Here is a 22,736-nt window from a genome sequence, read left to right as displayed (position 1 = left end):
GGGGAGCGGTCCGACACGCCCGTAGACTGGGTCGATGAGCGAGGAAAGCACACCCCGGCTGCGCGATCTGCTCCGACAGCGCTCGGTCACCGGTCGTATCGACGTGCGCGACGACGTGCAGCGCACGCTGCCGTCGGGACTGCGCATCGCCACGGCGTACTCCTGGCGGCTGCTCGTCATCGCGGCGGCTCTCGGCGTGATCATCTGGCTGGTCATGCTGTTCAAGATCCTGGTGATCCCGCTCATGGTCGCGATCCTGCTCACGGCCCTGCTCTGGCCCGTGTTCAGCACCATGCTGCGGGCGCGCTGGCCGCGCTGGCTCGCGATCGTGGTGGCCCTCATCGGAACCCTGGCGATCGTGGTCGGCCTGCTGTGGCTCGCGATCTGGCAGATCACCCAGCAGTGGGACGGGGTGCAGGCACGGTCCGTCGCCGCCTGGGGCCAGTTCCAGCAGTTCCTCCTCGACGGCCCGCTGCACCTGACCGCGAAGCAGATCCAGGATCTGCTCGACCAGGCCGTGACCTTCCTCAGCGAGCAGGGGGAGCTGCTCAAGAGCGGGGCGATCGCGGTCGGCACCACGTTCGGGCACGTCGCGACCGGGGCCGTGCTCACCCTGTTCATCCTGCTCTGCCTGCTCGCCGACGGCGGCGGCATCTGGAACTGGACCCTCAAGCTCTTCCCGAAGGCCTCGCGCCCCGCGGTCGACGCCGCCGCGCGCAACGGCTGGGCCACCGTGATCAACTACGCGCGCACGCAGATGCTGGTCGCCTTCATCGACGCGCTCGGCATCGGCCTCGGTGCGTTCCTGCTGGGGGTGCCGCTGGCCGTCCCCGTCGCCGTGCTGGTGTTCCTCGGATCGTTCATCCCCATCGTCGGCGCGGTCGTCACCGGAACCCTGGCGGTCTTCCTCGCCCTCGTCTACAACGGGCCGTGGATCGCCCTGTGGATGCTCGTCGTCGTGCTCGCGGTGCAGCAGATCGAGGGGCACATCCTGCAGCCGATCCTGATGGGATCCGCGGTCAAGGTGCACCCGCTCGCGGTGGTGCTCGTCGTGGCCGGCGGCGCCCTGATCGCCGGCATCCCCGGCGCCCTGTTCGCGGTGCCGCTCGCGGCGTTCGTGAACGTGGCGGCCGTGACCATCAACTCCGGTGCGTGGCGCACCGGCGCCGATCCCGACGGCGACTACATCTGGCAGACCGTGCCGCGGGCGCGGAGAAGGAGCAAGCGATGACGAACGACGCGACCCCCACGCTCGCCGAGATCCCGACCCTGGCGGAGATCCAGCAGGCGGCGGACGGCCTGGACGGCGTCATCGTGCGCACCCCGACGCTGCCCTCGGTCGCGCTCACCAAGGTGCTGGGCGCGCCCGTGCTGCTGAAGATGGAGAACCTGCAGCGCACCGGGTCGTTCAAGATCCGCGGCGCCGTGCACCGGCTCTCCCGGCTCACGCCCGAGGAGCGCAGCCGCGGGGTCGTCGCCGCGTCGGCCGGCAACCACGCCCAGGGCGTGGCGCTCGCCGCCCAGGCGCTCGGCATCCCCGCGACGATCTTCATGCCCATGGGCGTGCCGGTGCCGAAGCTGCTCGCGACCCGCGGGTACGGCGCCGAGGTCGTGCTCGAGGGGGAGACCGTGGCGACCTCGCTGCGCCTGGCGGCCGAGTTCGCCGAGCGCACCGGCGCGGTGCTGATCCCGCCGTTCGACCACCGCGACATCGTCACCGGGCAGGCCACCCTCGGCCTGGAGCTCATGGAGGACGTGCCGGACGTCGACACGATCCTCGTCGGCATCGGCGGCGGCGGTCTCATCGCCGGCGTCGCGGCGGCCGTGAAGGCCCGCGCGGCTGAGCAGGGGCGCACGGTGCGGATCGTCGGCGTGCAGGCGGAGAACGCCGCGGCCATGGGGCCGTCCCTCGAGGCGGGGCATCCGGTCGAGATCGTCACGCAGCCCACGATCGCCGACGGCATCCTCGTGGCGCGCCCCGGCGACGTGCCGTTCGAGATGATCCGGGAGCTGGTCGACGAGGTCGTGACGGTGAGCGACGACGACATCGCCCGAGCGCTGCTGCTCCTGCTCGAGCAGGCCAAGGTCGTGGTGGAGCCCGCGGGAGCCGTGGGCGTGGCCGCGATCGTCGCGGGCAAGGTGGCCGGCACCGGCACGACGCTCGCGGTGCTGTCCGGCGGCAACATCGACCCGCTGCTCCTGCAGCGCGTGGTCTCGCACGGTCTGGCGGCCTCGGGGCGCTACATGACCGTGCGGATCCCGCTGCCGGACCGCCCCGGCCAGCTGGCCCAGGTCTCCGAGCTCATCGCGCACGCCGGCGCGAACGTCATCGAGGCGATGCACACGCGCCACGGGCACGGCCTGCAGATCAACGACGTCATCCTGGAGCTCAGCGTGGAGACCCGCGGTCCGGAGCACTCCGAGCTCACCCTGGACACGCTGCGCGCGGCCGGCTTCGAGCCGATCGTGGTGCAGGACTGACGGCCCCGCGGAGACCAGAGCAGACGACGAACCCGCCGGCCCTCGATGGCGCGGCGGGTTCGTCGTCTGCGGATGCGGTCAGCCCGCGAAGGTCTCGACCTTCAGGATCTCGACCTGGATCGAGCGGCCGTTGGGCGCCTCGTAGGACGTCTTGTCGCCGACCTTGAGGCCCTGGATCGCGGATCCGAGCGGGCTCGCCTCGCTGTAGACGTCGAGGTCGGTGCCGCCCGCGATCTCGCGGCTGCCGAGGAGGAAGACCTCCTCGCCGCCGGCGACCGTGGCCGTGACGACGGTCCCCGGCTCGACGATGCCACGGCTGGCCGGGGCCTCGCTGACCTTGGCCGTCTTCAGCAGGGTCTCGAGGGTGCGGATGCGCGCCTCGATCTTGCCCTGCTCGTCCTTGGCGGCGTGGTAGCCGCCGTTCTCCTTGAGATCGCCCTCCTCGCGCGCGACCTCGATGCGCTTGGCGATCTCCTCGCGGCCGACCGTGGAGAGGTTCTCCAGCTCCGCGACAAGACGGTCGTAGGCCTCCTGCGTGAGGAAGGGGACCTGTGCGTCGTTCGACACGGTGAACTCCTTGCGAATCGGATCCGGATGCAGAGCGCCCCGGATATGCCAAGACGCCCCGGCACCTGCCGGGGCGTCGATCAACACGATGAGCCTAGGACACCCAGCAGGAGTTCACCAAACCGGTCGTCGCCGCCGAGACGATCGGCACGTGCTCGGTGAAGGCACGGGAGTGCTTCTCGGATCCGGGGTAGGTGACGAGGCGCCAGCCCACGATCCCGAACTCCTCGTCCTGCGCTTCCACGATGCAGTGCACGGGCCGGTTCGGGGGCGCGGTGATCTGGAAGGACACCGTGACGCTGTGATCGTCGACGAGGTGGAAGCCCGTTCCCGTCACGTCGACGGTGTCGGCCGATCCCTGCCAGGTCCACCAGCCGAACACTCCGACGACGACCGCGGCGACCGCGATGGCGAGGATCATCGGAAGGCGCCGACGGGGTCCGCGACCGTAGCGCTCGTCGAGCTGGGCGGGGGTCGTCACGGCGGGGTGCATCCGATCGTTAGGCTTGAGGTTCCAGGTTATCCCGCGCAGGGCCTCCGCCCGAACGCGGCCGACCACCTCGAGAGCCCCGTACCCGAAGGGCTCGAGTCCGCAGGCCGATCGGCCCGGAGGGGTGAAGACGAAAGGCGTTCTGATGATCGAGGCGATCCTCGCTGCGGCGGCCACCCCCACCCCCACCCCGACGGTCGACCCGAACCTGGTCACCCCGGGGCCGGTGGGCTTCGTGATCGTCGCGGTGGTCGTCGTGTTCGCCGCCCTCCTCATCTGGGACATGCAGCGCCGCATCCGGCGCGTGCGCTACCGCGAAGAGGTGCGGGCCGAGCTCGACGCCGAGGAGGCGGCGACGAGCGGCGACGGCACGGGAGAGGCCGACCCGAAGGCCTGACCTCGGCGAGGCGATCGGACTCAGCCGGGAATCCCCAGCGAGGGCTGCAGCGGCGCCAGCGAGATGAGCAGGCACGCGGTCCAGTGGCAGAGGAAGGCGAGCACCGTGCACACGTGGAAGATCTCGTGGAAGCCGAACCGCCCGGGCCACGGGTTGGGCTTCTTCAGCGCGTAGACGACCGCGCCGCCGGTGTAGAGCAGTCCGCCGACGCAGACCAGGACCATCATCGCGACGTTCGCCTGCACCAGGTCCACCATGTACATCACGGCGGCCCAGCCGAGCAGGAGGTACAGCGCGACGTAGAGCCAGCGCGGCGCGTTGATCCAGAACACCCGGAACAGGATCCCGAGCAGCGCTCCGGACCAGACCACGATCAGGAGCAGCGTGCCCTTGCCGGGCGGCAGCGCGAGGACCGCGAGCGGGGTGTACGTGCCGGCGATGAGCAGGAGGATGTTGGCGTGGTCGATCCGCTTGAGGATCGACTTGGTCCGCGGCTTCCAGTTGAAGCGGTGGTAGAGCGCGGAGTTGCCGAACAGCAGCATCGAGGTGGCGGTGAACACGACCGCGGCCCATTTGGCGGGCGCGCCCTGCGCCAGGACGATGAGCACGATGCCCGCGGCGACCGCGACGGGGAAGGTGCCCGCGTGGATCCAGCCGCGCCAGGTCGGCTTGAGCTCGACCTGCGCATCGACGGTGGCCGCCTCCATGAGAGGCAGCTCGGGCACTTCGGCAGCGGTTCGGGTCGCTCTGCGCATGCTTGCATGCTAGGCCGCCGCGCATGCCGCGAGCCGTACATATCCCGAGCACGACATGGGCACCCGCACATCGCGGGGCGCCGTGCGCGCGGTAGCGTATTCACGTGAGCGCACGGTCCGATCAGCCAGGGAGCGGCCCCCTCTATCGGCTGTACACCCGACGGCTGCGGCGGAGGCTCGACCCGTCGACCGTGCCGCACCACATCGCCATGATGATCGACGGCAACCGCCGCTGGGCGCGACAGCTCGGCTACGCGACTCCGGCGCACGGGCATCGGGCCGGGGCCGCGAAGATGCACGAGTTCCTGGGGTGGTGCGACGAGCTCGGGATCGGCGTGGTGTCGCTGTATCTGCTCTCCGCGGACAACCTGCGCAAGCGCGACTCCGCCGAGCTCGCCGACCTCATCGAGATCATCGGAGAGCTCGCCGACGCCCTCTCGCGCGAGGGCAACTGGCGGGTCAAGCATGTGGGCCGCGCCGAGATCCTCCCGCCCGAACTGGCGCGGGTGCTGGCCGACGCCGAGGAGCGCACCCGCACGCACACGGGCCTGCACGTCAACCTCGCGGTCGGCTATGGCGGGCGCAACGAGATCGTCGACGCCGTGCGATCGATCCTCGCCCAGCACGACGCCTCGGGCGGCACGATGGAGGATCTCGCCGCGCATCTCACGCCCGAGATGATCGGCGAGCACCTGTACACCGGGGGCCAGCCGGATCCGGATCTCGTGATCCGCACGAGCGGTGAGCAGCGTCTCAGCGACTTCCTGCTCTGGCAGAGCGCGCACAGCGAGTTCTACTTCGTGGAGGCGCTGGGGCCGGATCTCCGTCAGGTCGACTTCCTGCGCGCGATCCGGGACTACGCCGACCGCGACCGGCGCTTCGGGCGCTGACGTCGATCGGCCGTGTCAGACTGGCCGGATGCGTGCCATCGACCAGTACACGGACACCTTCGGCGAGCAGCCCGGATACCTGGACTGGGCCGCGTTCGGGCCGATGTCCCCCGGGGCGGCGACCGCGCTGCGCGACACCGCCGCGCTGCTCGCGACCGGACGGAGAGCCGATGTCGATGCGGCGTCGGAGGCCGGCGTCTCCGCGCGCACCGGAGTCGCCGACCTGCTCGGCGCCGCGTCCGACGAGGTCACGCTGCATCCCTCGTCGACCCATGCGCTGCAGCAGGCGCTCGCCGGGCTGGACGGCGCCGTCATCGCCTCCGCCGCGGAGTTCCCGAGCGTGACGATCACCCTCGACCGCGCCGCGGCGGCCGCCCAGGGGCGCCTTCTGCCGCGCTGGATCTCGCCGGTCCGGACCCGCGTGACCCCCGACGCCGTCGCCGAGGCGCTCGATCCGGCGGTGTCCGCCCTCGTCGTGAGCCACGTGGACTTCCGCTCCGGCTATCGCGCCGACCTCGCCGCGCTGCGCGAGGTGCTCGGGCCCGATCGGCTGCTGATCGTCGATGCCGTGCAGTCGTTCGGCGTGGTGGACGAGGACTGGTCCGTGGCCGATGTCGTCGTCGGGCACGGGTACAAGTGGCTGAGAGCGGGGCGCGGCACCGGTTTCGCACGGTTCGCCGACGCCGCGCGGGAGCGGATCCGCCCGGTGCTGAGCGGCCGGATCGCGACCGCGGCGGACGGCCTGCCCACCGATGCGCTCCCCGCGCCCGCCGCCTCCGCGCAGGCCTTCGCCGTGAGCGCGCCGGATCCCCTGGCGGCCGCCCGGCTCGCCACGGCCGCGACGGAGATCCGCGGCGCCGGCGTCGCCGCTGTCGCCGCCGCCCTCGCGGACCGCGTCGACGCCGTGATCGCCATCGCCGACCGGCACCGGATCCCGGTGGGCTCGCCGCGCGGCGAGGCCGAACGCGCGGGGATCGTGGTGCTCGAGGTCGCCCGGCCGGAGGAGCTCGGCGCAGCGTTGGCCGCCGCGGGCGTCCATGTGACCCAGCGCGCCGGGACGGTGCGCGTCTCTCCGCACGCGGGCACGTCGGAGGACACCCTCGCGATGCTCGACGCGGCGCTGGCCGGCGCTCAGGAGTTCATCGGCTCTTAACCTTCAACCAGGCGTGTCGCGGATGCGCCGGGGTGCGGGGAAGTCGTACGGTCATGGCATCGGACACGGCGTCCGATCGAGTCGGCCTCAAGGATCGCGACTCGTGGCCCTGGCCGACTCGCCTAGTTCCGGGAATCCCCGGGTCGGGAGAGGGTCGTGGCCGCACGTACCGCACTGAACAGCAGCACTCGCACCAGCGCCGTGAACGCCGCCGGCGAAGCGGCAGGACCTGCCGTCGACGAGACGGCGGGATCTCGAGGAGGGGCAGCGCCCGATCAGGATCTGAAGACGTACGTGCTCGACACGTCCGTGCTGCTGTCGGATCCGCAGGCGTTCTTCCGCTTCGCCGAGCACTCCATCGTCCTGCCGGTCGTCGTGATCGGCGAGCTGGAGGGCAAGCGCCACGATCCCGAGCTCGGATACTTCGCCCGGCGGGCCCTCCGCCATCTCGACGAGCTGCGCGTCGAGCACGGCCGGCTCGACTTCCCGGTGCCCATCGGCGACGGCGGCACCCTGCGTGTCGAGCTCAACAACACCGACCTCTCGGTGCTGCCGAGCGGCATCCGCCTCGGAGACAACGACAGCCGGATCCTCGCCGTCGCGATGCACCTCGCCGACGACGGGCAGGACGTCACCGTCGTCTCGAAGGACCTGCCGATGCGCGTCAAGGCGGCGTCGCTGGGCATCAACGCCGAGGAGTACCTGGCCGAGCAGGCCGTGGACTCGGGCTGGACCGGGATCAGCTCGATCTCGCTCTCCGGCGATGAGATGAGCGACCTGTACGAGAGCGAGGTCGGCACGAGCGAGGAGGCGCTCGGACTCCCCGTGAACACCGGGCTCATCATCCACTCCGAGCGGGGCTCCGCCCTCGGTCGCGTCACGGGGGACGGCGAGTACGCGCTCGTCCGCGGCGACCGTGAGGTGTTCGGCCTGCACGGGCGCTCGGCCGAGCAGCGCATCGCGATCGACCTGCTCCTCGACCCCGAGGTCGGGATCGTCTCGCTCGGCGGACGCGCGGGCACCGGCAAGTCGGCCCTCGCCTTGTGCGCCGGGCTCGAGGCGGTGCTGGAGCGGCAGCAGCAGAAGAAGATCATCGTCTTCCGCCCGCTGTTCGCCGTGGGCGGTCAGGAGCTCGGCTACCTGCCCGGCGACAAGGACGAGAAGATGAGCCCGTGGGGGCAGGCGGTGTTCGACACGCTCGGATCCGTCGTCTCCGGCAACGTCGTGGAGGAGATCGTGGCGCGCGGGATGCTCGAGGTGCTCCCGCTCACGCACATCCGCGGACGTTCGCTGCACGACGCGTTCGTGATCGTCGACGAGGCGCAGTCGCTCGAGCGCAACGTGCTGCTCACCGTGCTGAGCCGGATGGGCCAGAACTCGCGCGTCGTGCTCACCCACGACGTCGGGCAGCGCGACAACCTGCGCGTCGGACGGCACGACGGCATCGCGAGCGTGATCGAGTCCCTCAAGGGGCACGACCTCTTCGGGCACGTCACGCTGCAGCGCTCCGAGCGGTCGGCGATCGCGGCCCTCGTCACCGAGCTCCTGGAGGTCGGCGAGCTCAGCTGAGAACGGGGCGGGCCGGGTTCGGGAGCCGAACTCAGGCCAGAGCTCATCGGATGGCGTGAATCAGGTCGGATCCGGGCTTCCGGCGCGGATCCGACCTGATTTCGGCACGGGGCGATGCCGTCATCCTCCTGTCGCCGGGCCGACCTAGGCTGGAGCCGTGACCTCGATCGATGACCTCCCCGTCTCCGAGTACGCCTTCCCCGGACCTCTGCGCGACAGGCTGATCGCGGCGATCCTGCGCGGGGAGAAGACCGCGACGACGAGCCTCGTGGCCGACTACGAGCTCGAGGGCGAGGCACTGCCGTCCGTCGGCGATCGTGCGGCGATCGTGGACTCCGCCGGTGAACGGATCGCGGTCGAGGAGATCACCGACGTGCGGGTCGCCTGCGTCGGCGACGTGGATCTCGCTCATGCGGTCGCCGAGGGCGAGGGCTTCGACACGGTCGCCGCGTGGCGCTCCGGTCACGAGCGCTTCTGGCACGGTGCCGAGTACCGCTCGGCCATCGGCGATCCGTCCTTCACGGTCGACGACGGCACCCCCGCCGTGCTCGTCCGCTTCCGCGTCCTGCCGGCCTGACGCGCTTCGCGTCGGCGGCCCGAGGCCCGCACAGCCCGCCGGAGACGACGGATGCCGCGGCCCCGAGGGGACCGCGGCATTCGCGTGAGGGATCCGGGATCAGCCGGCGTGCGTCATCGAGAGCAGGTCGAGCTTGGCGTCGAGCTCCTCGAGGGTGATCTCGCCGCGCTCCACGTAGCCGAGGTCGATCACGGCGTCGCGGACGGTGATGCCCTGGGCGACGGCGTGCTTCGCGATCTTCGCCGCGGCCTCGTAGCCGATGACCTTGTTCAGCGGCGTGACGATCGAGGGGCTCATGCCCGCGAACGCGGCGGCGCGCTCGACGTTGGCCTGCAGGCCGTCGACGGTCTTGTCGGCGAGCACGCGTACGGCGTTCGAGAGCAGGCGGATCGACTCGAGCAGCGCGGTGCCCATGACGGGGATCGCGACGTTGAGCTCGAACGAGCCGGACGCACCGGCCCACGCGACCGTCGCGTCGTTGCCGATCACACGCGCGCAGACCATCAGGGTCGCCTCGGGGATGACCGGGTTGACCTTGCCCGGCATGATCGAGGAGCCCGGCTGCAGGTCGGGGATGTGCAGTTCGCCGAGACCGGTGTTGGGGCCCGAGCCCATCCAGCGCAGGTCGTTGTTGATCTTGGTCAGCGAGACCGCGATCGTGCGCAGTGCACCCGACGCCTCGACGAGGCCGTCGCGGTTGGCCTGGGCCTCGAAGTGGTCCTTGGCCTCGGTGATCGGCAGCTCGGTCTCGGCGGCGAGCAGGGCGATGACCTTCTGCGGGAAGCCGAGCGGGGTGTTGATGCCGGTGCCGACCGCGGTGCCGCCGAGCGGGACCTCGGCGACGCGGGGGAGGGCCGCCTGCACGCGCTCGATGCCGAGGCGGATCTGGCGGGCGTAGCCGCCGAACTCCTGGCCGAGGGTGACCGGGGTGGCGTCCATGAGGTGGGTGCGGCCGGACTTGACCGCGTCCTTCCACAGCTCCGCCTTCGCCTCGAGGGCCACCGCGAGGTGGTCGAGTGAGGGGATGAGGGTGTCGATGAGCGCCTGCGTGACGGCGATGTGCACCGAGGTCGGGAACACGTCGTTCGAGGACTGCGAGGCGTTGACGTGGTCGTTCGGGTGCACCGTCGCGCCCAGGATCCGGGTCGCGAGGGTCGCGAGCACCTCGTTCATGTTCATGTTCGAGGAGGTGCCGGATCCGGTCTGGTACGTGTCGACGGGGAACTCGCCGTCGTGCTTGCCCGCGGCGACCTCGTCCGCCGCCTGGGCGATCGCATCGGCGATGGCGCCGTCCAGGGTGCCGAGCTCCTTGTTCGCGAGCGCCGCGGCCTTCTTGATCCGGGCGAGCGCCGCGATCTGCGTCGACTCCAGCCCCTTGCCCGAGATCGGGAAGTTCTCGACGGCGCGCTGCGTCTGGGCTCCGTAGAGCGCGTTCACGGGCACGCGCACCTCGCCCATGGTGTCGTGCTCGATGCGGTACTGCAGCGAGTTCTCGCCGCTCCGCTGGTGTGTGTCGGTCACTGCTGTTCCTCCAGTTGTGACGGGGTGATGTGGGGGGATGTTCAGGGGAGGTCGCCGAGACCCGCGGTGACGACGGGCACGGCCGTGCCCTCGTTCAGCCGGTAGTTCGCGCCGACGATGCCGAGACGGCCCTCCGCCACGGCCTGGGCGATGAGCTCGGAGGACTGCAGCAGATCGTGCACGGTGTTGCGCAGGTGCTCCTGGCCGACGAGCTCGGGATCGATGTCGGCCACGGTGGATCCGCCCTGCTCGGAGAGCACCTTGCGTGCTGCGGGGACGATCGGCGCCACGAGCTTCCAGATGTGCGGCGGCAGCGGGGCCGCGTCGATGGCGGTGCCGTCGATCGCCGCGCGCACGGCGCCGCAGCTGTCGTGCGCGAGGACGACGATGAGCGGCACACCGAGGACGGCGACCGCGTACTCGAGGCTCGCGACGATCGACTCGCCGATCACCTGACCGGCGTTGCGCACGACGAAGAGGTCGCCGAGGCCCTTGTCGAAGATGATCTCCGCCGCCAGGCGCGAATCGGAGCAGCCGAACAGCGTCGCCATCGGCGCCTGCCCGTCCACGAGTTCGTGACGCTTGCCGACGTCCTGGTTCGGGTGCTGGGGCGAGCCGGCGACGAACCGCCGGTTCCCCTCGCTCATGAGCCGCCAGGCCTCGTCGGGGGTCAGAGTGCTGTTACCGGTCATCGTCCGCTTTCGAGTTCGTCGATCTGGGGGCTGATCTTCGCCACGAGTTCCGCCGTGCCGGCCTTGCCGAGCGCGCCGTAGACCAGGACGTAGTCCTTGCCGACCTGCGTTCCGAGGGCGTAGTTGATGTTCGCCGACTCGTCGGGGCGCGAGATCACGTACTCGTCCCAGGCGCGTCCGCCGATGGTCACGGTGTTCTTCGAAGCCGTGCCGCGCAGCGGCGTGAGCGCCCAGTCGGCGTCGGCGTCGAAGGCCTGCGCGATGTGCGCGTAGCCGCGGGCGTCATCGGCCTGCGGGGCGATGGTGATGTCCCACACGATCGGCTTTCCGTCGACCAGGACGGCCTTGTTCACACGCCAGTTGTTGGGCGGCGTCGGAAGCAGCACGGGGCGGTTCAGACTGCTCTGCGCGTTCCTGGCCGCGGCGGGGAGGTCGACGGCGTTGGTGCCGGTGAAGTCGCCGCGCGGCACGATCAGCACGATGAGCAGCACGACGCCCACGGTGGCGATGAGGGCGGCGATGAGGCCGCGGAAGGTCTGGCTGCCCCGGTAGGCGGCCGACGACGCCGCCTTGCGGTCGGCCGCCTCCTGCGCGGTCTCCGGGCGCCCCAGCTCGGCGACGACGGGCGGCTGTTTCGGTGCGCGGCTCATCGTCCGGCCTCCTCGGACTCGGCGTGCGAGCGCGCGGAGTCGAGGCGGCGCTTCGCACCCAGCAGCCACTCCTCGCAGCGTGCAGCGAGCGCTTCGCCGCGCTCCCACAGCGTGAGCGACTGCTCGAGCGTGGGCGCGCCCTGCTCGAGCTCGGCGACGACGCGGACCAGCTCGTCCCTGGCCTGCTCGAAGCTGAGAGAAGCCGGATCGGCGACGGTCGGCGCAGAGGTCCCTGCGGAGGCGGACGGCTCGTTCGACACAGTCACGCCTCCATCCTACCGGCGTGCGTCGGCACCGCCGTCCGCGGCCTCGGCGATCTCGCCCTCCGACACGGCGCGCAGCGAACCGCGGTCGACCGTGAGCGTGAGCACGGTGCCGGAGGGGGCGTCGGCGGCGTCGCGCACGATGCGCCCGTCGTCGCGGTGCGCGATGGCGTACCCGCGGGCGAGGGTCGCTGCGGGCGAGAGCGCGCGCAAGGAGGCGCGCAGCTCTGCGGTACGGCGGGCCGCCGCGTCGACGGTGCGGCCGAGCGCGTCGCGCGACCGTGCGGACAGCAGCCACACCTCCTGTGCGCGGCGCTCGATGAGCGGATCCGGATCCCGCAGCGCCGGACGGGAGCGCAGCTGCTCGAGCTGGGCGATGTCGTGCGCGATGCGCTGGGAGACGCGGGTGGCGGCCCTCGCGCGCAGCTGGGCGACGAGCGCGCGCTGTTCGCCGACGTCGGGCACGACGCGCTTGGCGGCGTCGGTCGGCGTCGAGGCGCGGAGGTCGGCGACGTCGTCGAGCAGCGGGTGGTCGTTCTCGTGTCCGATCGCGCTGACCACGGGGGTCGTCGCGGCGGCGACCGCCCGCACGAGGCGCTCGTCGCTGAAGCCGAGAAGGGTCTGCGGGTCACCGCCGCCGCGGGCGATCACGATCACGTCGACCTCAGGATCCGCATCGAGCCGCTTCAGTGCGGCGAGCGTCTCCGGCACGCAGCGGTCGCCCTGCACCGCGGCGTGCACGGTGCGGAAGCGCACCTGAGGCCAGCGCAGCTCGGCGTTGCGGTGCACGTCCTTCTCCGCGTCGGAGTTCTCGCCCGTGATCAGCCCGATCATGTGCGGCAGGAACGGCAGCGGCTTCTTGCGGGAGGCGTCGAACAGTCCTTCCTGGCGCAGCTGGGCGCGCAGCCGCTCCAGGCGTTCGAGCTGATCGCCGAGCCCGACGTGCTTCATGGCGGAGACGGCGAAGCTGAAGTCGCCGGCCTTGACGAAGTAGTCCGCCTTGACCGCGGCGACCACGTGGTCGCCGACCGCGAGATCGGCCGGGATCCGCGCGCGCACGCTCGACCAGATCCGGATCGAGATCTGCGCATCGGAGCGGGTGTCCTTGAGCCGGGCGAAGACGTTGCCGGCACGCAGGTTCCAGCTCGTGATCTCGCCCTCGACCCAGACGGTGCCCCACTGGGCCACGAAGTCGCGGATCGTGGCGTTGAGGCGGGCGATGGAGGTCGGCGCGTCCGCGGTCGAGTCGCGGGGGGAGACGGCGTCGGCCGGCGGGGTCTCGCCGGGGGCGGCTTCGAAGACGGTCATCGCATCCTGTCGATCGGGGCGGGTTCAGGATAACGCGGGCTTCCGACGCGGCCCGGCCCGGTACGCAGGGCGGCCCGTCCCGGCCTCCTGCCAGGAGGCGCCGATAGAATCGCGGGGTGAGTTCTCCCGTCGCGCTGCCCGTGCCGCAGATTCCCCGCCGTCGTCCCGAGGGCGCGCGCGAGCCGCTCCAGAACCGCCCGGTCGAGGGCGTCAAGCGCGTGCTGCTCGCCGCGCCCCGCGGCTACTGCGCGGGGGTCGACCGCGCCGTCGTCGCGGTCGAGAAGGCGCTGCAGCGCTACGGTGCGCCCGTGTACGTGCGCAAGCAGATCGTGCACAACATCCACGTCGTGACCGAGCTCGAGGAGCAGGGGGCGATCTTCGTCGACGAGGTGGACGAGATCCCCGAGGGATCCCACGTGGTCTTCAGCGCCCACGGCGTCTCGCCGATGGTGGTCTCCGCCGCGGAGGACCGCCACCTGCACGCGATCGACGCGACCTGCCCTCTGGTGACCAAGGTGCACCGCGAGGCGGTGCGCTTCGCCCGCGACGACTACGAGATCCTGCTCATCGGCCACGACGGCCACGAGGAGGTCGAGGGAACCGCCGGGGAGGCGCCCGACCACGTCACGGTCGTGAACTCGCCGGCCGAGGCCGACACGGTCGAGGTGCGCGACCCCAGCAAGGTGGTGTGGCTGTCGCAGACCACCCTCTCCGTCGACGAGACGATGGAGACCGTCAACCGGCTGCGCACCCGGTTCCCCGAGCTGCAGGATCCGCCCTCCGACGACATCTGCTACGCGACGCAGAACCGGCAGGTCGCGATCAAGAAGGTCGCCAAGGACGCGGATCTCGTGATCGTGGTCGGATCCGCGAACTCGTCCAACAGCGTGCGCCTGGTCGAGGTCGCGCGCGAATACGGCGCCCGGGCCGCCTACCGCGTCGACTACGCCGACGAGGTGCGCCAGGAGTGGCTGGACGGCGTCGCCACCGTCGGGGTGACGAGCGGGGCCTCCGTGCCCGAGGTGCTCGTGCAGGAGGTGCTCGCGGCCCTCGCCGAGGCGGGTTACGGAGACGTCGAGGAGGTGCGCACGGCCGAGGAGGACCTCATGTTCTCCCTCCCCAAGGAGCTGCGCCAGGACATCACGGGCCAGCGCGACGAGCGGGCGCTCGGAGGACGCAGCCGATGACCGGCTCCGGGCCCGCGGAGCAGCCGCGACGGCCGGCTTTCGGCGAGTACGCGACTCCGGAGGAGCAGAGCAGGCGAGCGGGAAGGCCGATGCCGCCGCCGGTCGTGCCGGTTCCGCCGACCGTGCTTCCGGTGGTCCCGCCGGCGCAGGACACGGCGGAGCGCCCGGCTCACCCCGTCGACAGGATGGCGTCGATCGCACTGCTCGCCTACGGGGTCTGGAACGTCATCACGACGGTCATCGCCTACCTCGACCCGTCCTCGCTCATGACCTCGATGATGCGGATGATGGGGATCACCGGCACCTTCTCGAACTACGGACCGGCGCGGACCGCGGGGATCGTCGCGGGTATCGTCCTCATCGTCGGCTGGATCGTGACCGCCGCATGGTCCGTGGCCCGGCTGCGGCGCGGCAAGCTCACGTGGTGGCTCCCGGTGGCCGGCGGCATCGTGTTCGGGATGCTGGCGTCGATCTGCATCGCGGTGCCCTTCATGACGGATCCGAGCGTCGTCTCGTTCCTGAACGGGCAGCTCCAGAAGTAGCGTCCGCGGACGCCGAAGGTCCGGCCCCCTCGGGGAGCCGGACCAACGATGAGCGGCCCGTCAGTGCGCGTTGCCGTTGTTGAAGTGGTGGTCGCCCTTGTGGTGACCGTTGCCGTGCGCCCCGGGGCCGCGACCTCCGGTGCCGGGCTCGACGTGGTTGGTCTTGGTGTGCACGATGTCGTAGTAGACGCTCGTGTCGGCCGCGTTCGGGAACACCCGGTAGGTGAAGACGTTCTTGTTCAGCTCCACGATCGGGACGACGCGCTCGAACAGCACGGCGCCGTTCGCGTCCTTCGCGGCGATCCACCGCGTGGCGCCGTCGGCGGGCACGTTCCAGTCGCCGTGCATCTTCGGGCTGTCGTCGAGGTTGTACATCGTGAACGTGCCGTCGGCCTTGAAGTACGCCCAGCCCACGAAGTTCTTCACGGCCGGGTCGTCGAGAGCGACGCGGCGGCCCTGGGCGTCGAGCGCGCTCGTGGTCTTCCACGGGGTCGAGGCCAGCGTCTCGAACGGCGTCAGCGCCCGGTGGCCGGAGGCGAACGATGCGGTCGCGGCAGCCGGCGCGGCTGCGGCGGCGACCGTCGGGACGATGGCGACGGCCGCGAGGGCGATCGTCGAGGCGGCGATGAGCTTGCGGGAGAAGGTGATGTTCATGTCTTCCACGCTAGGAATCGGGCCCCGATCGTCGCATCAGCCGATCGGCTACTTCCGGTGCCACCGGGCGGATGATCCCGGAATCGGGCTGCCGGTGCCGTCAGGCGATCCCGCCCCAGACGGCACGTGCGCCGGCCTCGCCCGCCAGGACGGCGGTGACGATCGTCCCGATCGCGCACACCGCCGCGATGATGGTGATCGTCGCGGAGATCGCGGACGCGATGCGGATCCGCCGGATCCGGGCCGTCATCCGCTCCCGCAGGTGAACGGCGACGGCCGCGATCAGGAGGGCGATGCTCCAGGGGATCAGCAGGAGCCCGAGCGCCTCGTGCTGCCGGATCGCGGGCGTGGATCCGACCTTCGCTGCCAGGTCGAGGCCGGCGAGAACGGTCACCGGCACCAGGACCGCGACGAGTGCCGCGGCGATCGGCATCGCCAGGCCCAGACGGCGTCGGGCAGCGGGCCAGATCGCCGTGAGAGCCACGGCGAGCGCCGTCACGGGAGCGAGGATCACCGTGGCGTGCACCAGCAGCGGGTGCAGCGGGAGGCCGAGAAGCGTGAAGGGGCCGGAGGCGAGCAAGGCGGTCATACTGGGAGAACGGCGCGCGGGCGCACCGGGTTCACCGGATCCGATCGGCGCGGATCCGATCCGTCGGGGATGAACCTTTCGTTCCCGGATCTCGTTTCCCCGGTAGGAGGCGACGATGGAGGATGAGGACGAGCGGCTGACCGCGCTCTACGACGTGCACGCCGGGCCGATCCGTCGCTACGTCGTGCACCTGACGGGCAGCAGCTCCTCCGCGGACGACGTCGTGCAGGAGACGCTCCTGCGGGCCTGGCGCACCCCGCGGATCCTGGAGCAGGAGGTCGCGACGACCCGGTCCTGGATGTTCACCGTCGCGCGGCATCTCGTCATCGACGAGGCCCGCAGCGCGCGCCGGCGCCATGAGCATCCCGTCGCCGAGGTGCCGGAGCAGGGCACCGACGACACGACGGATCGCCTGTTCGACGCGATCCTCATCGAGGACGCGCTCGCCGACCTCAGCGCCGAGCATCGCGCCGTGATCGTTGCCGGATACTACGGCGGTCGCAGCGTCGACGAGATCGCACAGGAGCTCGCGATCCCCGCCGGAACGGTGAAGTCGCGCATGCACTATGGACTGCGGGCCCTGCGGCTCGCGCTGCAGGAGAGAGGGGTGATCCGGTGAGCATCGATCCGGACCCGTTCGCCACGTGGGATGCCGCCTATGCGATGGGTGCGCTGTCCGCGCCGGACCGCGCGCGCTACGAGGCGCATCTGGCGGAATGCCCGGACTGCCGTGCCGCCGTGGCCGAGCTCGTGCCGGCGGTGAGCCTGCTGTCGCGCGTGCGCGCCGAGGACGCGGAGCGCATCGGCACGGGCGAACCCGATCCGGTCGCTCCGAAGCTGCTCTCGATCGCGCGTGCACGCCGCCGGCGTCGCCGCCGTGCGCTCTGGACCGGCATCGGCATCGCCGCCGCGCTCGCGATCGCCGTACCCGTCACCGTCGTCGCGATCGCGCCGCGCCCGGCGGTGTCCGTGGCGCTGGAGGCGAACAGATCCGTTCCGGTGAGCGCCACGGTCTCGCTGACGCCCGTCGCCTGGGGCACGAGGATCGACATGGCGTGCCTGTACGACGCCGGGGCGCCCGATGCCGGGTGGACCTACGTCCTCACCGTCGTGGGCAAGGACGGCACAGCGACCGACCTGTCGACCTGGAAGGTCCAGCCGGGGCGGACGGCGACGCTCTCCGCGGGCACCGCGGCGGCGCTCGACGACATCCGGACGGTCGAGATCCGCACGGCGGCCGGGGACGTCGTGCTGAGCCGGGACATCCGCGGCGGATCCGCGTCGGGGTGAACCGCCACGCGCTCGCCCTCGTTCTTCCCTGGAGCGCACCGCACGGAGCGCGGTCGAAAGGATGAGGACATGCGCAGAACCTGGGCGATCGGAGCCCTTGCACTGGGATTGCTGCTGGCCGGATGCAGCTCGCCGGCGACGACCGGATCCTCGGCGCCTCCGGCATCGAGCGACGGGTACGGGGGCGGCGGCTACGGCTCCGGGACGAGCAGTACCGCGGCGAGCACGGGCCTGAAGGTCGCGAAGACGTCTCTCGGCGAGGTCGTGGTGACCTCGGCCGGCATGACCGCCTACATGTTCGACAAGGACACCCAGGGCACGCAGGCGAGCGCGTGCACGGGGGCCTGCGTCGGATTGTGGCCGCCCATCCTCGCCACCGGTGGCACGCCCCAGGGAGACGGCATCACCGGCACGCTCGGCACGATCCCGACACCCGACGGCAAGAAGCAGGTCACGCTCGACGGCTGGCCCCTCTACACCTACTCCGGTGACGCCGCGGCCGGTGACGTGAAGGGCCAGGGCGTGCAGGGGATCTGGTGGGTCGTGGATGCGACGGGCGCGAAGATCGGCGGCTGACCCGCAGACGACGAAAGCGCCGCCGGGACGGATCCCGGCGGCGCTTCCGATGCGGCTGAGGTGCGGTCAGCTCTTCGACTGGCCGTACGAGCCCAGCTGACGGGTCGACTCGATGACGCGCTGGGCCATCGCGGTCTCGGCGACCTTGCCCCAGGCGCGCGGGTCGTAGACCTTCTTGTTGCCGACCTCGCCGTCGACCTTCAGGACGCCGTCGTAGTTGCTGAACATGTAGCCCGCGATCGAGCGGGTGAACGCGTACTGCGTGTCGGTGTCGATGTTCATCTTCACCACGCCGTTCGCGACCGCGAGGGCGATCTCCGCGTCGGTGGAACCGGATCCGCCGTGGAAGACGAGGTCGAGCGGCTTGGCGCCCGTGCCGTACTTCGCGGCGACCTGCGCCTGGATCTCGCCGAGCAGCTCGGGGCGCAGCTTCACGCCGCCGGGCTTGTAAACGCCGTGCACGTTGCCGAAGGTGAGCGCGGCGATGTAGCGGCCCTGCTCGCCGAGGCCCAGCGCCTGGACGGCCTGGTCGACGTCGGCGAAGGTGGTGTAGAGCGCCTCGTTCGAGCCCTCGTGCGCGACGCCGTCCTCCTCGCCGCCGACGACGCCGATCTCGACCTCGAGGATCGCGTTGATCGCCTTCATGCGGGGGAGGAGATCCTTGGCGATCTCGATGTTCTCCGCGAGCGGCACGGCCGAGCCGTCCCACATGTGCGACTGGAAGATGGGGTTGCGTCCGGCCCGCACCTCTTCCTCGCTCGCCGCGATGAGGGGCTCGACGAAGCCGGCGAGGGCGTCCTTCGGGCAGTGGTCGGTGTGCAGCGCGACGGTGACGGGGTAGGACTTCGCGACCTCGGTGGCGAACTTGGCGAAGGCCAGCGCGCCCGTGGCGCGGGCCTTGACGGTCTGACCGGCGAAGTAGTCGGCGCCGCCCGTGGTGACCTGGATGATGCCGTCGGAGCCGGCCTCGGTGAGACCCTGCAGCACGGCGTGGATGGTCTGCGAGCTGGAGACGTTGAACGCCGGGTAGGCGAAGCCGCCCGCCTTCGCGCGGTCGAGCATCTCGGCGTACTGATCCGGGGTGGCAACGGGCATGGCTTCTCCTGTGCTGGATGACGGGGGTCGGTGCCACTCTAGCGCCGTAGGATCCGCGTTTCAGAGCGCGTGACCGACGGCCTGGGGAGCCGGATCTTCCGTCTGGTAAAGAAGGGAAGATCTTTCGCTTTCCCGGAGCGGAAAACTGCGGATCCGTACGCTTCGCGGCCCTACGCTGGGGGCCATGGTGCGCCTCACAGCCGATCTCAGCCCCCTCAGCCCCGACCGCAACCTCGCACTGGAACTCGTCCGTGCCACGGAGGCGGCGGCGATCCGTGCCGTCCCCTTCATCGGCCGCGGCGCGAAGGAGGAGGCCGACGGCGCCGCCGTCGACGCCATGCGAGCCTTCCTCGGGACGGTCGACTTCGACGGTCGCGTCGTGATCGGCGAGGGCGAGAAGGACAACGCCCCGATGCTCTTCAACGGCGAGCATGTCGGCAGCGGCGTCGAGTGGGCGCAGCAGTACGACATCGCCGTCGATCCGATCGACGGCACCACCCTCACCGCCGAGGGGCGCCAGAACGCCGTGTCCGTCATCGCGGTGTCCGACCGCGGCACGATGCTCGACGCCTCGAGCGTCTTCTACATGGACAAGCTCGTCACCGGCCCCGCGGGCGTCGGAGTGGTCGACATCCGCCTCCCCGTCGCGGAGAACATCCAGCGTCTCGCCGGCGCCCTGGGCAAGCCGGTCGAGGAGCTCGTCGTCTCGGTGCTGAACCGTCCTCGTCACGAGAAGCTCATCCGGGAGATCCGCGAGGCCGGTGCCGGCACGCGTCTGATGAGCGACGGCGACGTCGCGGGCGGCATCAACGCCGCCCGTCACGGCGCGCGCACCGACATGTGCATCGGCATCGGCGGCAGCCCGGAGGGCATCGTCACCGCCTGCGCGATCAAGGCTCTCGGCGGTCACATCCAGGGCCGGCTGTGGCCCCGCGACGATGATGAGCGCCAGCGCGGCATCGATGCCGGCCTCGACCTGGACAAGGTCTACGAGGCCGACGACCTGGTGAGCGGTAACAACACGATCTTCGTCGCCACGGGTGTGACGGACGGGCAGCTCGTCGCCGGCGTGCGCCGCGAGGGCGACTACCTCTACACCGAGAGCGTCGTGCTGCGCAGCGCCTCGGGCACCCTGCGGCGCATCGCCTCGGAGCACCTCGTCTCCAAGTGGCTCTGAGTCTCATCCCGCGGCGGCGGGCCGGGTCGCGATAACGACCTGGCCTCGGTCCGGCTGATTCCCTCGGCACCTGGCACAATGGGGGAGGCGCCATCGGCGTGCACGGCGCATTCGGCGCGACGCGGAATGCGGAGCAGGAAGGTGATGAGGATGGCTACGGAGAACATCTATCGCCATGAGACGGTCACCGACACCGGCACGGTGAAGGTCGTCGAGATGGAGGCCGCGCGCCGCCCCGACGTGCTCTTCCGCGTCCGTCGCGAAGAGGGCCACGAGATCAGCGCCTGGTGGATGATCGGCGCGTTCGTGCTCTTCTCCGCGACCGTCGTCTTCCTGCTCAGCGGGGTTCCGGGGAGCGCCTGACCTCCTCCCGGGCTTCGTCCTGCCCGGCCAGTCGCGCACGCAGCTCGCCGAGGTCCGCCTGCATCGCGTCCGCGGTGGCAGACGACGCGGGATCCTCCACCGTCGGGGGTGAGGTCAGCTCCTCTGCGGTGAACCGCCGGGTCGCGCCGGTGACCGGCGAGGGTGCGGCCAGCGCGTCGGCATCGACACCGGGGAACCGCCGGGCGGTCACGAGGACCCGCCCTTCCAGCGACCCCGCGAAGCGGTTGTAACTCTCGACCGTGCGCTCCAGCGCCCGGCGCAGGTCGTCCGCATGGCCGGCGAGCACGCCGAGCCGGTCGTACAGCTGGGTGCCGAGCTCGAGCAGCACGGCGGCCTCGGCCGACAGCTCCTGCTGCTTCCACGTGTAGGCGACGGTCTTCAGCACGGCCCAGAGATTCACCGGGGTCGCCAGGGCCACGCGCTTGCCGAAGGCGTAGTCGAGCAGGGCCGGATCCTCGTCGAGGGCGGCGGACAGCAGCGACTCGCTGGGCAGGAAGCAGATGACGAACTCGGGGCTCACCTCGAGTCCCGACCAGTACGCCTTCTTGGCGAGTGCGTCCACGTGCGCGCGCACCGCCTTGACATGCTGCTGCATCAGGATCCGGCGCTGCGGATCCTCGGAGCCGAGCGCGCCGGCCGCGAGGAACGCGTCGAGCGGAGCCTTCGCATCGACGGCGATCGAGGCGCCGCCGGCGAGGCGGATCACCATGTCGGGGCGCCCCTGGCCGGCATCGGAGCGGATGGTCGTCTGCAGGTCGAAGTCGACGTGCCGGGTGAGGCCGGCGGCCTCCACGACGCGGCGCAGCTGGGTCTCGCCCCAGACCCCGCGTGCCGAGGTGGAGCGCAGTGCACCGGCCAGGGACTCGGTCGTCGACCGCAGCGCCTCGCCGCTCTCCTCGGTGCGGCGCAGCTGCTCGCTGAGCTGACCGAACTGGGCGTGGCGCTCGCGCTCCAGCACGGTCACCGTCTGCTGCATGCGGTGCAGGCTCTCACGCACCGGGGCGAGGGCGGTGAGCACCGCGCTCTCCTGCCGGGCGCGCTCGGCCGCGTCGTGCTGCTGAAGGCGAGCGTGCTCGACGGCGTCGCGGTAGAGGTCGTGCTGCCGGTCGCGGTCTTCGCGGACCACCGAGAGCTCGGCATCGGCGCGGGCGAGGTCGGCGGCGCCGCGGCTGCGGCCGAGGAACCAGCCGACGGCCAGGCCGGCGACCGCGGTGAGAGCGGCGATGAGCAGTGCGAGCGCGTCCATGTGTCCATGATGGGCGCGGCCACCGACATCGCCGGGGACGCGCGGTCGCGTGTCAGGCCGCGGCGCGCACCTTCGCCGGGGTAGCCGGGGCGAGAGGGTCTCCGAGGCGGACGCCGATCGTCTCGGCCAGCTGCTGCACGGTGGCGGATCCGGTGCGCTGTGCCGCATCGATCACGATCTGCGCGCACGCGCGGGCGTCGGCGAGCGCGTCGTGATGCGGGAAGGTGCCGAACCCGGCGGCCTCGGCCGCGACCGGGAGCTTGTAGGAGTCGAGGTCGTAGACCTTGCGGGCCACGGCGAGGCTGCACAGCGAACGGTAGGGCGGGCAGTCGTCGCCGGTCGCCTCGCACGCACGTCGGATGACGTTGAGGTCGAACCCGGCGTTGTGCGCGACCAGCACGTCCGCGCCGGCGAACGCGCAGAGCCGATCGAGCTGCTCGCTCCATCCCGGGGCGCCCTGCACCTCGTGCGCGCGGATGCCGTGGATCCGGACGTTCCATTCCTGGAACTCGTCATGCCCGGCGGGCGGGCGGATCAGCCAGCCGGTCTGGGCGACGACGATGCCATCGCGCACGCGCACCAGGCCGACGGAGCAGGCGGAGGCGGGGGAGGAGTTCGCCGTCTCGAAGTCGATCGCGGTGAAGTCCAGGGCCACGGATCCACCTTCCGTCGACCATGTGCGC

At 71.2% G+C, this 22,736-nt stretch carries 27 protein-coding genes; 14 read left to right on the top strand and 13 right to left on the bottom strand.

What is annotated here, in order from left to right:
- Window positions 1-34: 34 nt before the first annotated feature.
- Window positions 35-1,231: an AI-2E family transporter gene (locus tag WFJ01_RS07290; RefSeq protein WP_336628666.1), complete on the top strand. Its 1,197-nt coding sequence runs from the start codon at window positions 35-37 to the stop codon at window positions 1,229-1,231.
- A complete protein-coding gene (gene ilvA, locus WFJ01_RS07285) occupies window positions 1,228-2,481 on the top strand; it encodes a threonine ammonia-lyase (protein ID WP_292884529.1) in 1,254 nt (417 codons plus the stop codon). Before WFJ01_RS07290 ends, ilvA begins: the two co-directional genes overlap by 4 nt.
- 78 nt (window positions 2,482-2,559) lie before the next feature.
- Here ilvA and greA read toward each other — a convergent pair whose 3' ends face one another.
- Both greA and WFJ01_RS07275 read right to left on the bottom strand, forming a co-directional pair.
- Entirely contained in the window at window positions 2,560-3,048 is a 489-nt protein-coding gene (gene greA / locus WFJ01_RS07280; protein WP_045251388.1) for a transcription elongation factor GreA, read from the bottom strand.
- A 94-nt stretch (window positions 3,049-3,142) separates the two neighbouring features.
- Entirely contained in the window at window positions 3,143-3,529 is a 387-nt protein-coding gene (locus WFJ01_RS07275) for a DUF4307 domain-containing protein (RefSeq protein WP_251446819.1), read from the bottom strand.
- 154 nt (window positions 3,530-3,683) lie between these two features.
- Here WFJ01_RS07275 and WFJ01_RS07270 point away from each other — a divergent pair, with 154 nt between their 5' ends.
- The gene (locus WFJ01_RS07270) at window positions 3,684-3,935 is read left to right on the top strand and encodes a hypothetical protein (protein WP_336628665.1); all 252 of its coding nucleotides are present in this window, start codon (window positions 3,684-3,686) and stop codon (window positions 3,933-3,935) included.
- Window positions 3,936-3,955: 20 nt separating this feature from the next.
- Here WFJ01_RS07270 and trhA read toward each other — a convergent pair whose 3' ends face one another.
- Window positions 3,956-4,690, bottom strand: a complete 735-nt coding sequence (gene trhA / locus WFJ01_RS07265) for a PAQR family membrane homeostasis protein TrhA (protein WP_336628664.1) — start codon at window positions 4,688-4,690, stop codon at window positions 3,956-3,958.
- A 104-nt stretch (window positions 4,691-4,794) separates the two neighbouring features.
- Here trhA and WFJ01_RS07260 point away from each other — a divergent pair, with 104 nt between their 5' ends.
- The 4 genes from WFJ01_RS07260 to WFJ01_RS07245 all read left to right on the top strand — a co-directional run bounded on the left by WFJ01_RS07260 (window position 4,795) and on the right by WFJ01_RS07245 (window position 8,879).
- Complete coding sequence (locus WFJ01_RS07260; protein WP_251446828.1) at window positions 4,795-5,580, top strand: isoprenyl transferase; 786 nt, start codon at window positions 4,795-4,797, stop codon at window positions 5,578-5,580.
- A gap of 28 nt (window positions 5,581-5,608) precedes the next feature.
- Entirely contained in the window at window positions 5,609-6,733 is a 1,125-nt protein-coding gene (locus WFJ01_RS07255; RefSeq protein ID WP_336628663.1) for an aminotransferase class V-fold PLP-dependent enzyme, read from the top strand.
- 282 nt (window positions 6,734-7,015) lie between these two features.
- Complete coding sequence (locus tag WFJ01_RS07250; protein ID WP_251447265.1) at window positions 7,016-8,302, top strand: PhoH family protein; 1,287 nt, start codon at window positions 7,016-7,018, stop codon at window positions 8,300-8,302.
- A 157-nt stretch (window positions 8,303-8,459) separates the two neighbouring features.
- Window positions 8,460-8,879 carry an ASCH domain-containing protein gene (locus WFJ01_RS07245; RefSeq protein ID WP_336628662.1) on the top strand — a complete coding sequence of 140 codons (420 nt, stop codon included), beginning with the start codon at window positions 8,460-8,462 and terminating at the stop codon, window positions 8,877-8,879.
- Window positions 8,880-8,978: 99 nt separating this feature from the next.
- Here WFJ01_RS07245 and WFJ01_RS07240 read toward each other — a convergent pair whose 3' ends face one another.
- Genes WFJ01_RS07240 through xseA form a run of 5 tightly spaced genes read right to left on the bottom strand, consistent with a single transcriptional unit; the run spans window position 8,979 to window position 13,313 of the window.
- The gene (locus WFJ01_RS07240; protein WP_292884541.1) at window positions 8,979-10,400 is read right to left on the bottom strand and encodes a class II fumarate hydratase; all 1,422 of its coding nucleotides are present in this window, start codon (window positions 10,398-10,400) and stop codon (window positions 8,979-8,981) included.
- A gap of 41 nt (window positions 10,401-10,441) precedes the next feature.
- On the bottom strand, window positions 10,442-11,092 hold the full coding sequence (locus tag WFJ01_RS07235) for a carbonic anhydrase (RefSeq protein ID WP_336628661.1): 651 nt from the start codon (window positions 11,090-11,092) through the stop codon (window positions 10,442-10,444).
- Window positions 11,089-11,742, bottom strand: a complete 654-nt coding sequence (locus tag WFJ01_RS07230) for a DUF4245 family protein (RefSeq protein WP_336628660.1) — start codon at window positions 11,740-11,742, stop codon at window positions 11,089-11,091. The genes WFJ01_RS07235 and WFJ01_RS07230 overlap by 4 nt, the downstream gene beginning before the upstream one ends.
- Entirely contained in the window at window positions 11,739-12,002 is a 264-nt protein-coding gene (locus WFJ01_RS07225; protein ID WP_251447269.1) for an exodeoxyribonuclease VII small subunit, read from the bottom strand. Before WFJ01_RS07225 ends, WFJ01_RS07230 begins: the two co-directional genes overlap by 4 nt.
- 15 nt (window positions 12,003-12,017) lie before the next feature.
- Window positions 12,018-13,313: an exodeoxyribonuclease VII large subunit gene (xseA, locus tag WFJ01_RS07220; RefSeq protein ID WP_336628659.1), complete on the bottom strand. Its 1,296-nt coding sequence runs from the start codon at window positions 13,311-13,313 to the stop codon at window positions 12,018-12,020.
- A gap of 149 nt (window positions 13,314-13,462) precedes the next feature.
- Between xseA and WFJ01_RS07215 the strand changes: the two genes are divergently transcribed.
- Both WFJ01_RS07215 and WFJ01_RS07210 read left to right on the top strand, forming a co-directional pair.
- The gene (locus WFJ01_RS07215) at window positions 13,463-14,500 is read left to right on the top strand and encodes a 4-hydroxy-3-methylbut-2-enyl diphosphate reductase (RefSeq protein ID WP_374208786.1); all 1,038 of its coding nucleotides are present in this window, start codon (window positions 13,463-13,465) and stop codon (window positions 14,498-14,500) included.
- On the top strand, window positions 14,497-15,042 hold the full coding sequence (locus tag WFJ01_RS07210; RefSeq protein WP_292884549.1) for a DUF6264 family protein: 546 nt from the start codon (window positions 14,497-14,499) through the stop codon (window positions 15,040-15,042). The genes WFJ01_RS07215 and WFJ01_RS07210 overlap by 4 nt, the downstream gene beginning before the upstream one ends.
- 60 nt (window positions 15,043-15,102) lie before the next feature.
- Here the strand turns inward: WFJ01_RS07210 and WFJ01_RS07205 are convergent, their stop codons facing one another.
- Window positions 15,103-15,696 (bottom strand): DUF4822 domain-containing protein, encoded by a 594-nt coding sequence (locus WFJ01_RS07205; protein WP_295033704.1) that lies wholly within the window; start codon window positions 15,694-15,696, stop codon window positions 15,103-15,105.
- 100 nt (window positions 15,697-15,796) lie between these two features.
- Window positions 15,797-16,285, bottom strand: coding sequence for a hypothetical protein (locus tag WFJ01_RS07200; protein ID WP_336628658.1), 489 nt, complete (start codon window positions 16,283-16,285; stop codon window positions 15,797-15,799).
- A 115-nt stretch (window positions 16,286-16,400) separates the two neighbouring features.
- On the opposite strand from WFJ01_RS07200, the gene WFJ01_RS07195 reads away from it, so the two are divergent.
- The 3 genes from WFJ01_RS07195 (at window position 16,401) to WFJ01_RS07185 (ending at window position 18,151) form a co-directional block, all read left to right on the top strand.
- Entirely contained in the window at window positions 16,401-16,904 is a 504-nt protein-coding gene (locus WFJ01_RS07195; RefSeq protein ID WP_251446852.1) for a sigma-70 family RNA polymerase sigma factor, read from the top strand.
- Window positions 16,901-17,575 carry a zf-HC2 domain-containing protein gene (locus tag WFJ01_RS07190; protein ID WP_336628657.1) on the top strand — a complete coding sequence of 225 codons (675 nt, stop codon included), beginning with the start codon at window positions 16,901-16,903 and terminating at the stop codon, window positions 17,573-17,575. Before WFJ01_RS07195 ends, WFJ01_RS07190 begins: the two co-directional genes overlap by 4 nt.
- A 69-nt stretch (window positions 17,576-17,644) precedes the next feature.
- On the top strand, window positions 17,645-18,151 hold the full coding sequence (locus tag WFJ01_RS07185) for a COG4315 family predicted lipoprotein (RefSeq protein ID WP_251446856.1): 507 nt from the start codon (window positions 17,645-17,647) through the stop codon (window positions 18,149-18,151).
- Between the two features lie 66 nt (window positions 18,152-18,217).
- Here WFJ01_RS07185 and fbaA read toward each other — a convergent pair whose 3' ends face one another.
- Window positions 18,218-19,246 carry a class II fructose-bisphosphate aldolase gene (fbaA, locus tag WFJ01_RS07180; protein WP_251446858.1) on the bottom strand — a complete coding sequence of 343 codons (1,029 nt, stop codon included), beginning with the start codon at window positions 19,244-19,246 and terminating at the stop codon, window positions 18,218-18,220.
- Between the two features lie 184 nt (window positions 19,247-19,430).
- Between fbaA and glpX the strand changes: the two genes are divergently transcribed.
- Together glpX and WFJ01_RS07170 are read left to right on the top strand one after the other, a co-directional pair.
- The gene (glpX, locus tag WFJ01_RS07175; protein ID WP_336628656.1) at window positions 19,431-20,423 is read left to right on the top strand and encodes a class II fructose-bisphosphatase; all 993 of its coding nucleotides are present in this window, start codon (window positions 19,431-19,433) and stop codon (window positions 20,421-20,423) included.
- A 150-nt stretch (window positions 20,424-20,573) separates the two neighbouring features.
- Window positions 20,574-20,786: a UDP-N-acetylmuramyl pentapeptide phosphotransferase gene (locus WFJ01_RS07170; protein WP_251446862.1), complete on the top strand. Its 213-nt coding sequence runs from the start codon at window positions 20,574-20,576 to the stop codon at window positions 20,784-20,786.
- Here the strand turns inward: WFJ01_RS07170 and WFJ01_RS07165 are convergent.
- Together WFJ01_RS07165 and WFJ01_RS07160 are read right to left on the bottom strand one after the other, a co-directional pair.
- Window positions 20,761-22,053 (bottom strand): DNA recombination protein RmuC, encoded by a 1,293-nt coding sequence (locus tag WFJ01_RS07165; RefSeq protein ID WP_336628655.1) that lies wholly within the window; start codon window positions 22,051-22,053, stop codon window positions 20,761-20,763. The genes WFJ01_RS07170 and WFJ01_RS07165 overlap by 26 nt on opposite strands.
- A 52-nt stretch (window positions 22,054-22,105) precedes the next feature.
- Window positions 22,106-22,708 carry a 3'-5' exonuclease gene (locus WFJ01_RS07160; RefSeq protein WP_336628654.1) on the bottom strand — a complete coding sequence of 201 codons (603 nt, stop codon included), beginning with the start codon at window positions 22,706-22,708 and terminating at the stop codon, window positions 22,106-22,108.
- Between the last annotated feature and the right edge of the window lie 28 nt (window positions 22,709-22,736).

The organism is Microbacterium sp. MMO-35 (assembly GCF_037147555.1).
GTDB lineage: Bacteria > Actinomycetota > Actinomycetes > Actinomycetales > Microbacteriaceae > Microbacterium.
The sequence above is the reverse complement of the archived record's forward strand: the minus strand, read 5'-3'. Positions and strand labels throughout refer to the sequence as shown.

What these genes read in the sequence shown, in the direction of transcription:
- WFJ01_RS07230 (WP_336628660.1), bottom strand. Translation starts at nt 11,742, where the DNA reads ATGAGCCGCGCACCGAAACAGCCGCCCGTCGTCGCCGAGCTGGGGCGC.
- xseA (WP_336628659.1), bottom strand. Translation starts at nt 13,313, where the DNA reads ATGACCGTCTTCGAAGCCGCCCCCGGCGAGACCCCGCCGGCCGACGCC.
- fbaA (WP_251446858.1), bottom strand. Translation starts at nt 19,246, where the DNA reads ATGCCCGTTGCCACCCCGGATCAGTACGCCGAGATGCTCGACCGCGCG.
- WFJ01_RS07195 (WP_251446852.1), top strand. Translation starts at nt 16,401, where the DNA reads ATGGAGGATGAGGACGAGCGGCTGACCGCGCTCTACGACGTGCACGCC.
- glpX (WP_336628656.1), top strand. Translation starts at nt 19,431, where the DNA reads ATGGTGCGCCTCACAGCCGATCTCAGCCCCCTCAGCCCCGACCGCAAC.
- trhA (WP_336628664.1), bottom strand. Translation starts at nt 4,690, where the DNA reads ATGCGCAGAGCGACCCGAACCGCTGCCGAAGTGCCCGAGCTGCCTCTC.
- WFJ01_RS07205 (WP_295033704.1), bottom strand. Translation starts at nt 15,696, where the DNA reads ATGAACATCACCTTCTCCCGCAAGCTCATCGCCGCCTCGACGATCGCC.
- ilvA (WP_292884529.1), top strand. Translation starts at nt 1,228, where the DNA reads ATGACGAACGACGCGACCCCCACGCTCGCCGAGATCCCGACCCTGGCG.
- WFJ01_RS07235 (WP_336628661.1), bottom strand. Translation starts at nt 11,092, where the DNA reads ATGACCGGTAACAGCACTCTGACCCCCGACGAGGCCTGGCGGCTCATG.
- WFJ01_RS07290 (WP_336628666.1), top strand. Translation starts at nt 35, where the DNA reads ATGAGCGAGGAAAGCACACCCCGGCTGCGCGATCTGCTCCGACAGCGC.
- WFJ01_RS07170 (WP_251446862.1), top strand. Translation starts at nt 20,574, where the DNA reads ATGGCTACGGAGAACATCTATCGCCATGAGACGGTCACCGACACCGGC.
- WFJ01_RS07210 (WP_292884549.1), top strand. Translation starts at nt 14,497, where the DNA reads ATGACCGGCTCCGGGCCCGCGGAGCAGCCGCGACGGCCGGCTTTCGGC.
- WFJ01_RS07255 (WP_336628663.1), top strand. Translation starts at nt 5,609, where the DNA reads ATGCGTGCCATCGACCAGTACACGGACACCTTCGGCGAGCAGCCCGGA.
- WFJ01_RS07270 (WP_336628665.1), top strand. Translation starts at nt 3,684, where the DNA reads ATGATCGAGGCGATCCTCGCTGCGGCGGCCACCCCCACCCCCACCCCG.
- WFJ01_RS07185 (WP_251446856.1), top strand. Translation starts at nt 17,645, where the DNA reads ATGCGCAGAACCTGGGCGATCGGAGCCCTTGCACTGGGATTGCTGCTG.
- WFJ01_RS07165 (WP_336628655.1), bottom strand. Translation starts at nt 22,053, where the DNA reads ATGGACGCGCTCGCACTGCTCATCGCCGCTCTCACCGCGGTCGCCGGC.
- WFJ01_RS07200 (WP_336628658.1), bottom strand. Translation starts at nt 16,285, where the DNA reads ATGACCGCCTTGCTCGCCTCCGGCCCCTTCACGCTTCTCGGCCTCCCG.